The following is a 14776-nucleotide window of genomic DNA, read 5'->3' on the forward strand; positions in this document are numbered from 1 at the left end:
GTAAGCTCAGGAACTTCACTGCTCTGTTTCGACTCGAACTGCCCACATCGGCCGGAAGGTGGCCGCACCTTTACCCGTCGAGCGCGCTCTGTGCACATGGCCAAGAACAATCCCAAGATTCTGCCCGGTACTCCTCCCCCCGACGCTGCTCAAACCCTGCTGGCACTGATGCATGCCCAAAGCGAAGTCGCCCGCCTCAGCGAACGTGAGCAGTTGTTCAGTTCGCTGCTCGAAAGTGTCAACGCCGTACTGTGGGCCTTCGATTGGGAAACGCGGCAAGTGCTCTACGTAAGCCCTGCATTCGAGCGCATCTTCGGTCGCCCTGTCTGCCGGGTCATGGCCGACTTCAACGTATGGCGCGACAGCATCTATCCGGATGATCTTGAATTTGCCGAACAGAGCCTGGCTCAGGTACTGTCCACAGGCTCCGTGGAACACCGCGAATACCGCATTCTCAATGGCGATGGCGAACTGCGCTGGTTAAGCGACAAGTGCTACGTCAGCCAGCAGCCAGGTAACGATCGGGTAACCATCGTTGGCATTGCCGAAGACATCACCGACAAGAAACGACTGGAGGGCGAGCTTCAGCGCCTGGCCACTACCGATGTCCTGACCCAGAGCAGTAACCGTCGCCACTTCTTCGAATGCGCCAAGCAGGCGTTTGACAAGGCACGCGAAGACGGTACACCGCTGACGTTCCTGCTTCTGGACATCGACGATTTCAAGAACATCAATGACAGCTATGGCCACCAGGAAGGCGACCAGGTGCTGCAGCGTATCGCCCACAGCGGCAGGACCGTACTGCGCCGAGGTGATCTGTTCGGCCGGATCGGGGGTGAAGAGTTTGCCGCGGTGTTCCCGGGCTGTAAGGCCAAAGTGGCAGAACAGATCGCCGAACGGTTGCAGCGGGAGGTTCAGCGGCTGAGCTTCGGCCAGGAGGGCCAGACCTACAGCGTGACGGTGAGTCAGGGTCTGACGGGTTTATTGGATGACGATGACACCCTGAACAGCTTGTATGCCCGCGCCGACGCAGCCATGTATCAAGCCAAGCGCCAAGGCAAGAACCAGATCGTTCAGGGGTGAGCATCGCCGCCGCCTGCCGTCTGTATATTGCTGACATGAAAAAACCCGCCGAAGCGGGTTTTTTTAAAGCCAGCTACATCAAGCGAGTTCAGCGAAGCACTCTTCGATGATGGCCAGGCCCTTGTCCAGCAGGGCGTCTTCGGCGGTCAGCGGCACCAGAATACGCAGGACGTTGCCGTAGGTACCGCAGGACAGCAGGATCAGACCCTTGTCGCGTGCCTTGGCAACGACCTGGGCGACAGCTGCAGCGTTAGGGGCATGAGTGCCTTTCTCGAAGACTTCGACGGCAATCATCGAACCCAGGCCACGCACGTCACCGATGATCGGGTGCTTCTGCTGGATTTCACGCAGGCCGGCAGTCAGGCGCTCGCCCACGGCCTTGCTGCGGTCCAGCAGGTTTTCTTCTTCGAATACATCGATGACGGCCAGGGCCGCAGCACAGGCGATTGGCGAACCGGCATAAGTGCCGCCCAGGCCGCCCGGTGCAATGGCGTCCATGTATTCAGCCTTGCCGCACACACCGGCCAGCGGGAAGCCGCCAGCGATGGACTTGGCGAAGGTCGTCAGGTCAGGCGCAACGCCCATCTGCTCCATGGCGAAGAAGGTGCCAGTACGGCCTGCACCGGTCTGCACTTCGTCGGCAATCAGCAGGATACCGTGCTGGTCACACAGGGCACGCAGACGCTTCATCAGCTCTTTAGGCGCTGGCAGGAAGCCGCCCTCGCCTTGTACGGGCTCGAGGATGATAGCGGCGATGTCACGTGGCTCGGCATCGTTCTTGAAGATGCGCTCGACCGAAGCGATGGCATCGTCAACGCTGACGCCATGCAGCTCGCTCGGGAACAGTGCACGGAAGACGCCACCTGGCATCAGGCCCATGCCTGCGGAGTACGGCACGACTTTACCGGTCAGGCCCAGTGTCATCATGGTACGGCCGTGGTAGCCGCCGGTGAAGGCGATCACGCCAGCGCGGCCGGTCGCGGCACGGGCGATCTTGACGGCGTTCTCGACCGCTTCGGAGCCGGTGGATACCAACAGGGTCTTCTTGTCGAAGTCACCTGGCACCAGCTTGTTGATCTTTTCGCACAGCTCTACGTAGGGCTCATAGGCCAGCACCTGGAAGCAGGTGTGGCTGACCTTGGTGAGCTGCTCTTGCACCGCTGCAACCACTTTTGGGTGCAGGTGCCCGGTGTTCAGCACGGCGATACCGCCAGCGAAGTCGATCAGTTCGCGGCCTTCGACGTCGATGACGGTGGAGTTCTTGGCCGATTCAACGAAAATCGGGTGGATCTGACCGACGCCACGTGGAACGGCGGCGACACGGCGTTGCATCAAGGATTCGTTGGTCTTGCTCATAATGCCCTCATTGCGCCGTTGAACATGGCGCTTTTATTCGGGGGTAGCTGGGGTTGCCCGCAGTCAGTATTCGTTGATCGACTGCCGCGAGCGCCCTGGCCACCAGGTGCTGCAATGTAAAAAAGGCCAGCGGAACGTCGCTCTCGCGCCCCGCTGGCAGAGGTAAAGCCTTTACCGTGCGATCAGACGCTGATGCACAGGTATTTGATTTCGAGGTAATCCTCGATACCGTACTTGGAGCCTTCGCGGCCCAGGCCAGAAGCCTTGATACCGCCGAATGGCGCCACTTCGTTGGAAATCAGGCCGGTGTTGATGCCTACCATGCCGTATTCCAGCGCTTCGGCGACACGGAACACACGGCTCATGTCGCGGGCGTAGAAGTAGGAGGCCAGGCCAAACTCGGTGTCGTTAGACATGGCGATGACTTCGGCTTCGTCTTTGAAGCGGAACAGCGGCGCCAGCGGGCCGAAGGTTTCTTCCTTGGCAACGGCAGCGGTCTTGGGCACGTCGACCAGAATGGTCGGCTCGAAGAAGTTACCTTCGATCAGCTTGCCGCCGGACAGGACCTTGGCGCCTTTGCTCACTGCGTCTTCGATGTGCTCCTGCACCTTGGCCACGGCCTTGCCGTCGATTAGCGGGCCAGTGGTGGTGCCGTCTTCCAGGCCGTTACCGATCTTGAGCTTGGCGACAGCGGCGGCCAGCTTCTGCGCGAACGCGTCATAGACGCCGTCCTGCACGTAGATACGGTTGGCACAGACGCATGTCTGGCCGTTGTTGCGGTACTTGGAGATGATCGCGCCTTCGACTGCCTTATCCAGATCGGCGTCGTCGAACACGATGAACGGGGCGTTGCCACCCAGCTCCAGGGATACTTTCTTAATGTCCTTGGCGCATTCCTGCATCAGCTGGCGACCGATTTCGGTGGAGCCAGTGAAGGAGAGTTTGCGCACCAAGGCGTTGCCGGTCAGCTCGCCGCCGACTTCGCCAGCACTGCCGGTGACCACGCTCAGCACGCCCGCCGGAATACCGGCACGGTTGGCCAGTTCGACCAGGGCCAGCGCGGAGTACGGCGTCTGCGAGGCAGGCTTGAGCACCATGGTGCAGCCAGCGGCCAAGGCCGGGCCGGCTTTACGGGTGATCATGGCAGCCGGGAAGTTCCACGGGGTGATGGCCGCAGTGACGCCAATCGGCTGCTTGATGACGATCAGGCGCTTGTCAGGCTGGTGGCCCGGGATGGTGTCGCCATAGACGCGCTTGGCTTCTTCGGCGAACCACTCGATGAAGGAGGCGGCATAGGCGATTTCGCCTTTGGCTTCAGCCAGCGGCTTGCCTTGTTCGGTGGTCATCAGGCGAGCGAGGTCGTCCTGATTTTCGATCATCAGTTCGAACCAGCGACGCAGCTTGGTCGAGCGCTCCTTGGCGGTCAGGGCACGCCAGGCCGGCAGGGCCTTGTCGGCTGCCTCGATGGCGCGGCGGGTTTCCGCAGTACCCATCTTCGGCACGGTACCAATGACTTCGCCCGTGGCAGGGTTGGTCACATTGATAGTCTGGCCGCTGTCCGCATCCAGCCATTCACCGTTGATGAAGGCTTGCTGGCGGAACAACTGAGCGTCTTTGAGCTGCATGTCGGCTTCCCGAATTGTTGATTGTTGAAAGCGCCCAGCGCAGGGCTCCGAGCGTTTGAAATCTCAAACGAATGCTAAGCGTCTGCTGGGGTGTTGGACAATAGGCTGTTCGAAAAAAAGAACGAGCGGTTGAACACCTTAATCTGAAATCGGCCCGCTGGCCTGGCGTAATGCAGCCCGCCGGACCTGGGCGAGCACGAATCGAAAATAGTAGCCCTAGGCAGCAGCACCATGGAGGCGAAACACGGCAGCAGGTAAAAAGGGCTACAGATCAAGGCGATGGACGCCGACGAACGAGATAGGTATCATGCGTGCGCGTTGCACTCGTAGCTCAGCTGGATAGAGTACTGCCCTCCGAAGGCAGGGGTCGTGGGTTCGAATCCCGCCGAGTGCGCCATACATGAAAAGCCCCAGGCCAACGCCTGGGGCTTTTTCGTTTGTGCGCCATGTCACACGCCTGGTACTGCCGTACCACAGGTCATTGGTGTTAGCGTGAGGGCCTTCCCGCACGACGGGGCCTCATCAATGACTGGCGAAGGAATGCGTACACTCATGCACCTGAAAAAGCTCACCTCTGTTTCCCTGCTGGCGGCCAGCATCGGCTTGTTCACATTGCCTGCCCAGGCCAACCTCACCCAGCAGCAGTCTGCGGCGATCGTCAAGGCGTTCGACGGCAGCGATCCGCATGACTTCAAGCAGTTTCTCGGCAAGCTCAAAGGCAGCGACCTGAACCAGGCCGATGGCCTGGGCGCCACCCTGGACACTTACCTGGCCGGCAAGCCGTTGGACGCCGAGCAGCAGAACGAGATCAATCGCCTGCTCGGGCTCTACACCCGCATCAAGTACGGCAAGGCCGCCACCCAGACGCTGCGCGAATTGGTGGCCATTCCCACGGTCACCGTCGAGGGTACACCTCAGCATGAAAACCCTGAGTTCCTGAAGATCGCCGACAAGATCAAGGCACTGGCCGAAGGCTTTGGGCTGGCTTTTCGCAACGTCGACAACCGTGTCTACGAAATCTCCCTGGGAAGCGGCAAGGAAGTGGTCGGTATCCATGCCCATGCCGACGTGGTTCCTGTCACACCGGAAAACTGGAAGCTTGCCGACGGCACGCGCCTGGACCCGTTCAAGGTGACCCTGGTCGGTGATCGCATGTACGGCCGCGGTACCGAGGACGACAAGAATGGCATCGTCGTAGCGCTGTATGCCCTGAAGGTCGCCAAGGATGAAAACCTGCCCCTGGCGCGGCAATTCAAACTGCTGATCGACACCACCGAAGAAACCAGCGGCGATGCCATCCCGTACTACTTCGAGCGCAACCCCACGCCTGACTACAACCTCGCCCTGGATGGCGGCTACCCGGTAGTCATCGCGGAAAAAGGCTACGGCACCATAATGGCGAATTTTGCCAAGCGTGCGGCCAGCGGCCAGGGGGCCGAAATCGTCAACCTCACCGGTGGGCTTGCTACCAATCAGATCCCGTCCACCTCGGTAGCGACCTTGCTCACCGACGACTCCAGCGCCCTGGCGCAGCGACTGAACACGGCCGGTGCCGAGTACGTGAAGCAAAACGGTGGCGACTTCAGCATCGCTGCCAAACCCGACGGCAAGCAGGTGGTGCTCACCGTAACCGGTATGTCAGCTCATTCCTCAGAACCCGAATCGGGCGTGAACCCTGTCGCGCGCATGCTGGACTTCATCAATGGCGTGGGCAAAACGGTGCCATTGAAGCAGAACCAGTTCACCGATGCTGCCCGCTATGCGGCGGACAACTGGGGCCTGGACTACCTGGGCAAGAAGCTGGGCATCGCCTATGACGATGCGTTCATGGGGCCGCTTACCGCCTCGCCAACCTTCGTCGGTGTGGATGACAAAGGCTTGAAGCTGGCGATCAACCTGCGCATTCCCAAGGGCAAGGCGGTCGCAACGATCAAGGATGAAATCGCCGACAAGCTCGGCAAATGGTCGCAGCAGAGCCATATCACGCCCGCCTACGACTACAGCCTGGATGAGCCGATGTACCGCAACCCAGAAGGCGAGTGGGTCAAGGCACTGCTGGCCGTGGCCAGCGAAAACCTGGGCATGGAGCACACCTTCGGTACGTCCGCCGGGGCCACCTCGGTTCATGACCTGCCCAACGGCGTGCAGTTTGGTCTGGCAATGCCCGGCGTGAAGTACACCGGGCATAACGACAACGAGTTCAAGACCGTGGACCAGTTCATGCTGGACCTGCAGGTGGTTAGCGAAATGGTGGCGCGGATTGGGCAGATGCCGAAGCTCTGAAGCATCTGCCTTCTTGAGCCTGGGCTCCGCCCGCTTGTGCATGACGACCCGACCTTCGCGTTGGGATCGTCATGCAGCGCGAACGCGTGCGAACAAGGCGGTGACGAGCCGGCGACCATAAAGCCCTACAACCAGACCGAGCATGATCAACGTTGCAGCCAATGCTATGCCTGCCGTCAAGCGTTCACCGAACACCAGAACCGACCCAACCAGGCCGAAGATCGGCACCAGCAGCGACAGCGGTGCAATCGTAGACAGGGGATAAGTCCTGAGCAAAGAGTTCCAGATCCAGTACGCGAACAATGTATTGGGATAGACCTGAAACAAAAGCGAAAAGACAGCAGTGCTGTTCATCTGGCGCAACAGCGCACCATAGCCTGCGCCGCCATGCACTGCATAATCCAGTATGAACAAAGGAACCGGCGCGACCGCGCTGGACCACACCAGAAATCCGAACACGTCGTTGGTTTGGGCCTTCTTGACGATGGTATTGGCGATACTCCAGCAGGCAGCACCGGCCAGCACGAACGCCAGACCAGGCCAGGTCACCGATCCACCGCTGAACTTTATGATGCACAGCAGGCCTGTGCTGGCGATCAGCATACCGAGCACTTGAAAACGGGTCAGTGCCTCCTTGAAAACCACTCCACCTAGCAGCAGCGTAAAAAAAGCGCTGAACTGTAATACCAGCGAAGCGACACCCGCTGACAACCCGGCTTGAATGCCGAGGTTCACCATACCCCAAAGCCCGACCCCGAAAACCAAGCCATACAAGATGATGAAGCGCCGAGGTACGTCGGGTTTACGGACAAAGAAGATAGCGGGCAACGCGCACAGCCCGAAACGCAAGCCGGCAAGAATGAGCGGATCGATCGCTGCCAAGCCCAGCTTGATCACCGAGAAATTGATACCCCATATCAATGTCACCAGTACAGCCAGCACTCCATGCAAGGGTTTCATTATCGGGTCACCTTAGGTATGGGCCTTGGAAATGTGGCACCTTTCACATTCGTACGCCTTCGCCAGCTGGTAGTGCATATCCAAACCGGCCGTAGACCAACGTTTCGACGCCACTAGACCGCCCCCCTCCTGCGTCAGCGCGTTTCGAACATCAACCACAGCCAGTAGATCAAGGCGGCGGCACTGATTGATGCGCCCACTAGGCAAACGGCTACCCAACCCGCCTGGGCGTAGGTATAGGTCGCCGCGATGGCGCCAAGCCCGCTGCCCAACGAGTAGAAGCACATGTACGCGCCAACGAGCCTGCTTTGTGCGTCTGGTCGTGCGGCGAAGATCAGGCTTTGGTTGGTGACGTGCACGGCCTGTACCGCAAAGTCGAGCATCACCACGCCCAGCACCATTGCCAGCAGCGAGCTGTGGACGAACGCCGTCGGGAGCCAGGACAGGGTCAACAAGACCAGCGCAATGCCTGTGGTGCGATTGCCCAGGCCACGGTCTGCCAGTCGTCCGGCCCTCGCCGCGGCGAGGGCCCCTGCTACGCCGGCAAGGCCAAATAGCCCGATTTGGGTATGCGAAAGCGCAAGGTCTGGCTCACTGAGCGGCAGGACCATGGAGGTCCAGAGCACGCTGAAGGCTGCGAAGATGAGCAACGCGAACACCCCGCGCACGCGCAGGGTACGTTCGCTGAGAAACAGCTGCAGCACCGAACGGAGCAAGGCAAAGTAGCCGCCGCTGACCGAAGCCCGTGGAGGCGCGGGCAGCATGCGCCACAACACCAAGGCCATCCCTGCCATCAGCGCTGCCGACACGAAATACACGCTGCGCCACCCGGCCAGATCGGCCATCGCGCCAGACACGAAACGTGCAAGCAGGATCCCCAGGACCACGCCGCTGGTCATAGTCCCCACAGCCTGGCCACGTTGCTCGGGGCTTGCCAGTGCCGCAGCGTAGGCCACCACCACTTGCACCAGCACGGCCATCAATCCCACCAAAACCATGGCACCCAGCACCACGGCCCAGGCCTGCGCCAGCCCTACGGCACAGAGGGCCAAGGCGCTAAGGAGCATTTGGCAGAGAATAAGTTTTTTCTGGCTGACCAAGTCGCCCAGCGGCACGATGAACAGCAAACCGACCGCATAACCTGCCTGGGTGGCCGTGACGACGATGCCGATGGTGCTGGCAGGCACCGCCAGGCTGCTGGCCATGGACTCGAGCAGCGGTTGGGCGAAGTAGACATTTGCCACGGCCATTGCGCAGGTGATGGCAAAGAGGAAGGTTTGGGAAGGACTGAGTGTGGTCTTACGCGGTATGTCGCAGCGCGCCGTGCCGTAACCGTTGCTAGACGCTTCGGCTGTCGCCGCGCGCTTGTCCGGGCTGTCTGGCCTGTACGGCATGCACTTCCGTCCCTGTACCTGGTTTTGAAAAGAAACCACTTGTAGCGACTTTTAACAAAACAGGTTTTAAAATGCAACAACTGACCACGAGCGTTTTCCCATATGGTTAGCGCTTTTCATCATCTGCTCACGGACAAACATGGCCAAACAGGAACAGCTAGCGCGCAGTGAATGCCCAGTAGCGCGCACCCTTGAAGCGATTGGGGACCGATGGGTATTGATGATCATCCGCGAAGCGTTCGACGACGTACGGCGGTTCAGTGATTTTCAGAAGCGACTTGGTGTCGCCAAGAACATCCTCACCGTAAAGCTCAAGGCAATGGTCGAATTGGGCGTGTTCGAGGTCCGGCCTGCTTCGGATGGAAGCGCTTACAAGGAGTATGTGCTGACCGAGATGGGGCGGGCCGCCTTCCCCATTGTCATCAGCATGCGCCAGTGGGGAGAGCGTTTCCTGTACGGTTCAGGCGAGTGCCATTCGATCATGCTGGATAACGTGACGGACGAGCCCATCGAGACGATCATCGTTCGATCCCGTGCAGGCCGGCAGTTGAGCCCCGAGGACTGCCACCGACGACTGATCACCCGAAAGGGTTGAGGCAGACGCCCTCTGCATGCTCATGACGTTTTTCAATCACCTCGATGCCGTTTCTTGCATTGCCGGACGGCGCCGGGTGGTCGATGCTTGCATGACCGTCGCCAGTGTTTTCCTCCACCCGCAGAGGCCGCCATGAAAAACGTCGAACAAATCCTCAAGAGCAAGTCCGAACACCAGACCGTGTATACCATCGGCCCGGACGACTCAGTGCTCGACGCCCTCAGACTGTTGGCCGAGATGAACATCGGCGCATTGCCTGTCGTTGAAGGCAACGAGGTGGTAGGTATCGTCAGTGAACGCGATTATGCGCGCAAGCTGGTGCTCAAGGGACGCTCGTCGGCCGCCACGCCGGTGCGCGATATCATGAGCGCACCGGTGGTCACCGTGGAGCCGAAGCACAACCTTGAATACTGCATGAACCTGATGACCAACCGGCATTTGCGCCATCTACCGGTGGTGAGCAACGGTGAGCTGTTGGGGCTGTTGTCGATTGGCGACCTGGTCAAGGAGACCATTGCGGAGCAGGCAGGGCTGATCTTGCAGCTCGAGCAGTACATCCGCGGTGAGTGAAACGCTTGGAAACGCGTTTTCCCGCACGCGCCACAGGTAAGGCTGGCCGTCAGTCGAGTCCAGAACGGTCCACACCCTATCCCGCTTGAATGGCGGTAACGGCGCATTGACTGGGGCGACTCACGGCCACTTACTCTTTCGCTGCGGGTAACTTATTTTTTGGCCGGATGAAGTGCTTCGTTCAACTGGTCGATCATGGGAATCCAGTCGGCATCGGCAGTGTAGCTTTCCTTGAGAAAAGCACGCTGGCCTTCACTCCAGAACGGTGCATCGACCAACTTCACATCATCGTCGAGCGGCGAATGGGTGGTGATGAAGCGCTCGATCTCGACCGGATCGTCGTCCAGTCCAAGCTGCTTGAACAATTCGGAAAAGTGGTGAGTCGGTTTGTCCATGATTCCTCCGCAGTGCCGGCATGCGCTTCGGTGTAAGCGCCAGTCCTGTTTAAGAGCTTGCGCTCAAGGGTGGGCATCAGCGCCCCAGGCAGGATGACCGCAATCATCGTGCCTGGGAAATAGACAGCGCGCCAAAGCAGAAGACTCGATAAATCCCACTAATGCCCTGAGCAGATGGCTGTGAGCCAAAAGGCGCAGCCCCCCTGCCCTGGATCTACAGCGGCGCGCGGCGCAAGGTGGCCAGGAACGTGGCCGCACCGATGAACAGCCCGGCAAAGGTACGGTTGAGGCGCTTTTGCTGCCTGGGTGTGCGCAGCACCCGCAGCACGCGGGCTGCAAGCCCGGTATAGCCCGCCATCACCAGCATGTCGACGGCAACCATGGTCGCGGCGATGGCGATGTACTGTGGCAGCAAAGGCGCATGGGGATTGATGAACTGCGGCAGCACCGCCAACATGAATACCAGGGCCTTGGGGTTGCTGACGTTCACCAGAAAACCCCGGAACACCAGGCTCAGCGGTTTGCCGATGGGTCGTATACCGGATTCATCGCTCATGTCCATGGGCAGGGCGCGCCATTGCTTATAGGCCAAGTACACCAGGTAGGCGACGCCGAACCATTTGATCACATGGAAGGCGGTAGCCGAGGCAGCCAGGATGGCCCCGACGCCTGCAGCAATGATTGCGATCTGCATCACCAGGCCGATCTGCAAGCCCAGCGCATTCCAGTAACCGCGCCAGAACCCGTACTGCAGCCCGCTGGACATCGAGGCGATAGCGCCCGCGCCGGGAGACAGACTGATTACCCAGCAGGCGGCAAAAAAGCCCAACCACACTTCCATCGACATCCCACACCTCGCTCATGCACATGTTTCAAAACATTAAGCTAAGGTGCCGATGAAAAAATGACCAGCGCAATTTGAACGATTCTGCAGCTCTGCTTCCGGGAGGCCGGTAGCAAAGCTCGCAGAGCGCGCGTCAGCTGAGCGCTTCGAGTTCGGCCTGCATGGCTTCAAGCGTTTCCAATGCCTGCATCCAAGCGTCTTCGAGGTCACCTTCACGTTGCTTGAGCGCAGTTTGCCGGGCCAGCAATTCACGCAGCTCTTCCTTGCGCGCCGCTTCGTAGAGACCACCATCACCCAACGCAGCCTCGATCTCGGCCAACTGTGCATGCACCTGGTTGAGTTCAGCTTCAAGCTTGTCAGCGGTCTTCTTGTGTGGCGCCAATTGTTGGCGCAATGCTGCCGCAGCTTGGCGCATGGCCTTCTTGTCGGTCTTGTCGGGGTTGGTTACCGCGCTACTGACCGGCGCGTTGCGCTGACGATAGTCCACGAGCCAGCGGCTATAGTCATCGAGGTCCCCGTCGAAGGGTTCGACCTTGCCATCGGCGACCAGCAAGAAGTCATCAGTGGTGCTTTTGAGCAGGTGCCGGTCGTGGGACACCACTACCACTGCCCCTGCGAATTCCTGCAAGGCCATGGTCAGGGCCAGGCGCATTTCCAGGTCCAGGTGGTTGGTGGGTTCGTCGAGCAGCAGCAGGTTCGGCCGCTCCCAGGCGATGAGCGACAGCGCAAGCCGTGCCTTTTCGCCACCTGAGAAATTCACGACCGGCTCGTCTACGCGATCGCCATGAAAATCGAAACCACCGAGGAAATCGCGCAGCGTCTGCTCGCGCTCGGTTGGGGCAATGCGCTGCAGGTGCAGCAAGGGGCTGGCCTTGTCGTCCAACGAGTCGAGCTGATGCTGGGCAAAATAGCCGACGGCGAGGTTTTCACCTCGCACCAGGCGCCCGGACAGCGGCTCAAGCTCACCGGCAAGGTTCTTGATCAAGGTGGACTTGCCTGCGCCGTTGGGGCCTAGCAGGCCAATGCGTGCACCTGGCACCAACTGCAGCTTCACCTTCTCGAGGATGGCCTTGTCGCCGTAACCCAGTCGCCCTTCGGACAAGCTCAACAGGGGGCTGGAGATTTTCTGCGACTCGCGGAACACGAAATCGAACGGCGAATCCACGTGAGCAGCTGACAGCTCCTCCATGCGCTCCAGGGCCTTTATGCGGCTCTGTGCCTGACGCGCCTTGGTGGCCTGGGCCTTGAAGCGCGCAATGTATTTTTCCATGTGCGCGCGCTGCGCCTGCTGCTTCTCGTAGGCCTGCTGCTGTTGGGCCAGGCGTTCGGCACGGGTGCGCTCGAAGGCACTGTAGCCGCCCTTGTACAGGTTCAGCTTGCGTTGTTCGACATGCAGCACGTGATCGACCACGGCATCGAGGAAATCCCTGTCGTGGGAGATCAACAACAGCGTGCCCGGGTAGCCCTTGAGCCAGTCTTCCAGCCAGAGGATGGCGTCCAGGTCCAAGTGGTTGGTCGGTTCGTCGAGCAATAACAGGTCGGAGGGGCACATCAATGCCTGGGCCAAGTTCAGGCGCATCCGCCATCCACCGGAGAAGTCGCCGACGCGGCGGTCCATCTGCTCGTTGGTAAAGCCCAGCCCCGCCAGCAGCTTGCGCGCTCGCGCATCGGCGGTATAACCGTCAGCACTGTCCAACTCACTGTGCAGCCGGGCCAGTGCCGTACCGTCATGGGCCTGTTCGGCCTCTGCCAACGCAGCCTGCACCCTGCGCAATCGCACATCGCCGTCGAGCACATAGTCCACGGCCACCCGGTCAAGGGTATCGACCTCCTGGCGCATGTGTGCGATCCGCCAGTCTGCCGGCAGGTGGCAATCACCGCCATCGGGCGACAACTCACCGCGCAGCAAGGCGAACAAGCTGGATTTGCCGGCACCGTTGGCACCGATGAGGCCGGCCTTGTGACCGGTGTGCAGGGTCATCTCGGCGCCATCTAGCAAGCGCTGAGGACCACGCTGTAAAGTGAGGTTGGATAGTCTGATCATGATGGTCGCGGAGTCTACCAGCTTCCTCGGCCCATAGCGCGAGTGGAACCATGCAAAGCGACTTGTGGGATCACGCCCTGAGCCTGTACGCCAGGCCCGGTGTGGAAGCGGCTTGCCTCGACCTGCAACGGCAAGGGAGCGATGTATGCCTGCTATTGTGCGCCACCTGGCTGCAGGCCAGGTCAATCGAGGTGCAGCAACTGCGCATCGAGGCATTGCAGGGCTGTGCAGGGCCCTGGCAACGGGATGTGGTATCGCCCTTGCGAAGCCTGCGCGAACAATGGCGAGAATCAGCCAAAGAGGATCAACCGTTGGCTGAACTTCGAGAGCAACTCAAAAAGCTGGAGCTTTCGGCCGAAAGAGCGCTGTTGGAGCGCTTGCAAGCCTGTGCATCACAGTGGCCCGCTGGCAGACCTGGACAAACGGGCGACTGGCTGGCTGGGCTTGTGCCGAGCCAGCTGCAAGATCACCGCGCGCTTGAACAATTGCGCGCGGCGGCACTGGCGCATCAGGCGTCGGTGGACGACGACTGAGCAGCACTTGCATCGGATACTGGTGTGGCAGGGCTCACCGAGTTGCCGGACGATGGGGCTTTTTCTTGCGCAGCTGTTGCCGGCTTGGCACTCGCGGAGCGGCTGCTGGCAGTGCGAGTCGCCGTTCTGGTAGCGGTGCCACGGGTGGAGGGTTTGGCAGGTGCGGGCTTGCTTGTGGCTTTTGCGCCCGCAGCGCCTGATGCAGACTTGGATGCAGCCTTAGCCGCCTGGGGACGGGCTGCATTAGGTTCGGTCGCGGAAGACTTGGCCGCCGTTGCTTTGGCAGGGGACTTGGCCGCGGCCGGCTTCGCGGCAGCCTTGGCCGCGGTAGGCTTCGAGGCCGATCTTGCAGCGGGTTTGGCTGCCACGGATTTAGCGTCGGCGGCCTTGGCCGCAGGCTTGGTCGCTGCGGTTCGCGCGGCTGGTTTGGCCTTGCCGGTAGCTTGGGTGGACGATTTGGCGGCTGTGGTCTTGGCAGCAGGCTTGGTAGCGGCTGGGGCGGCAGCCTGGGCTGCACGTTGGTCGAGGGCCTTGGTGGCAGCTTCACGCACCTTGCCAACGCCCTGGGCCAGTTTCAGGCTGTCCTGAGCATCGCGCTTTAGCTGCTGGATGTAGCCGCGAGTCTGGGTCTGACGGTCCTTGAGCGAGTCGAGCAGCGCTTCGAGCTCGGCAACTGCCTTCTTGGCCTTGTTTTGCGACTTGGCTTTGCCCGCCGTTGCTGCGTCCTGCAACTTCAAGCGACCGTTATGCAGTTTTTCCTGGGCCTTGCCGCGCTGCTTTTCCAACTTGGCCAACAGCTTCTCTGCATCAGCCAGCGCTTGCGAGCAGGCCTCTTCCAAATGTTCAAGCAAGCTACCCGAAAGTTGCTGAAGCAGGTGTAACGGCGTGCTGACTGGCTTTTTCTTGGCCGACATGACTTACCTCCTGACTGATGAGAGTGCGACTCATACTATGCTTCCGCTGCGCAGGCCGCTAGGGCATCTTGACCGCAATATCCATACACTGTTGCATATCAACGTCTGAGTACATAGCGCATCGCAAACACTGCAATCAACAACTCATCGCCGACGCTAACTGCCGTTGCTGAATGCATC

Annotated in this window: 13 protein-coding genes and 1 tRNA gene; 6 read left to right on the plus strand and 8 right to left on the minus strand. The window is 60.2% G+C overall.

Translation table 11 applies throughout. The annotated features are described in order from the left end of the window. Positions 1-96 precede the first annotated feature (96 nt). Positions 97-1083 (plus strand): sensor domain-containing diguanylate cyclase, encoded by a 987-nt coding sequence (locus ACF8E5_RS09315; protein ID WP_145253854.1) that lies wholly within the window; start codon positions 97-99, stop codon positions 1081-1083. A gap of 78 nt (positions 1084-1161) precedes the next feature. On the opposite strand, the gene gabT is transcribed toward ACF8E5_RS09315, so the two are convergent. Continuing rightward, on the minus strand, positions 1162-2439 hold the full coding sequence (gabT, locus tag ACF8E5_RS09320; protein WP_196124563.1) for a 4-aminobutyrate--2-oxoglutarate transaminase: 1278 nt from the start codon (positions 2437-2439) through the stop codon (positions 1162-1164). A gap of 182 nt (positions 2440-2621) precedes the next feature. Beyond that, positions 2622-4064, minus strand: coding sequence for an NADP-dependent succinate-semialdehyde dehydrogenase (gabD, locus tag ACF8E5_RS09325; RefSeq protein ID WP_023535744.1), 1443 nt, complete (start codon positions 4062-4064; stop codon positions 2622-2624). A gap of 320 nt (positions 4065-4384) precedes the next feature. On the opposite strand from gabD, the gene ACF8E5_RS09330 reads away from it, so the two are divergent. Beyond that, positions 4385-4461, plus strand: a tRNA-Arg gene (locus ACF8E5_RS09330). A 155-nt stretch (positions 4462-4616) separates the two neighbouring features. After that, positions 4617-6347 carry a dipeptidase gene (locus tag ACF8E5_RS09335; protein WP_392475196.1) on the plus strand — a complete coding sequence of 577 codons (1731 nt, stop codon included), beginning with the start codon at positions 4617-4619 and terminating at the stop codon, positions 6345-6347. Positions 6348-6416: 69 nt separating this feature from the next. Here ACF8E5_RS09335 and ACF8E5_RS09340 read toward each other — a convergent pair whose 3' ends face one another. Together ACF8E5_RS09340 and ACF8E5_RS09345 are read right to left on the minus strand one after the other, a co-directional pair. After that, on the minus strand, positions 6417-7307 hold the full coding sequence (locus ACF8E5_RS09340; RefSeq protein ID WP_197844578.1) for an EamA family transporter: 891 nt from the start codon (positions 7305-7307) through the stop codon (positions 6417-6419). 134 nt (positions 7308-7441) lie between these two features. Further along, entirely contained in the window at positions 7442-8701 is a 1260-nt protein-coding gene (locus ACF8E5_RS09345) for an MFS transporter (protein WP_197844577.1), read from the minus strand. Positions 8702-8840: 139 nt separating this feature from the next. Here ACF8E5_RS09345 and ACF8E5_RS09350 point away from each other — a divergent pair, with 139 nt between their 5' ends. Together ACF8E5_RS09350 and ACF8E5_RS09355 are read left to right on the plus strand one after the other, a co-directional pair. Beyond that, positions 8841-9296, plus strand: coding sequence for a winged helix-turn-helix transcriptional regulator (locus ACF8E5_RS09350; protein ID WP_392475186.1), 456 nt, complete (start codon positions 8841-8843; stop codon positions 9294-9296). Between the two features lie 132 nt (positions 9297-9428). Then, the gene (locus ACF8E5_RS09355) at positions 9429-9866 is read left to right on the plus strand and encodes a CBS domain-containing protein (protein WP_023535729.1); all 438 of its coding nucleotides are present in this window, start codon (positions 9429-9431) and stop codon (positions 9864-9866) included. Positions 9867-10018: 152 nt separating this feature from the next. Here the strand turns inward: ACF8E5_RS09355 and ACF8E5_RS09360 are convergent, their stop codons facing one another. The 3 genes from ACF8E5_RS09360 to ACF8E5_RS09370 all read right to left on the minus strand — a co-directional run bounded on the left by ACF8E5_RS09360 (position 10019) and on the right by ACF8E5_RS09370 (position 13149). Next, positions 10019-10261 (minus strand): DUF2789 domain-containing protein, encoded by a 243-nt coding sequence (locus ACF8E5_RS09360; protein WP_058637047.1) that lies wholly within the window; start codon positions 10259-10261, stop codon positions 10019-10021. 214 nt (positions 10262-10475) lie between these two features. Continuing rightward, positions 10476-11108, minus strand: coding sequence for a LysE family transporter (locus ACF8E5_RS09365; RefSeq protein ID WP_058604691.1), 633 nt, complete (start codon positions 11106-11108; stop codon positions 10476-10478). Between the two features lie 130 nt (positions 11109-11238). Then, positions 11239-13149 carry an ATP-binding cassette domain-containing protein gene (locus ACF8E5_RS09370; RefSeq protein WP_058637046.1) on the minus strand — a complete coding sequence of 637 codons (1911 nt, stop codon included), beginning with the start codon at positions 13147-13149 and terminating at the stop codon, positions 11239-11241. 50 nt (positions 13150-13199) lie between these two features. Here ACF8E5_RS09370 and ACF8E5_RS09375 point away from each other — a divergent pair, with 50 nt between their 5' ends. After that, positions 13200-13682 (plus strand): TIGR02444 family protein, encoded by a 483-nt coding sequence (locus tag ACF8E5_RS09375; RefSeq protein ID WP_392475187.1) that lies wholly within the window; start codon positions 13200-13202, stop codon positions 13680-13682. On the opposite strand, the gene ACF8E5_RS09380 is transcribed toward ACF8E5_RS09375, so the two are convergent. Then, positions 13658-14596 (minus strand): AlgP family protein, encoded by a 939-nt coding sequence (locus ACF8E5_RS09380; protein WP_392475188.1) that lies wholly within the window; start codon positions 14594-14596, stop codon positions 13658-13660. The genes ACF8E5_RS09375 and ACF8E5_RS09380 overlap by 25 nt on opposite strands. Positions 14597-14776 lie beyond the last annotated feature (180 nt).

The sequence above is a fragment of the Pseudomonas sp. WSY_20 genome, from assembly GCF_043104335.1.
GTDB classification, from domain to species: Bacteria; Pseudomonadota; Gammaproteobacteria; order Pseudomonadales; family Pseudomonadaceae; genus Aquipseudomonas; species Aquipseudomonas parafulva_B.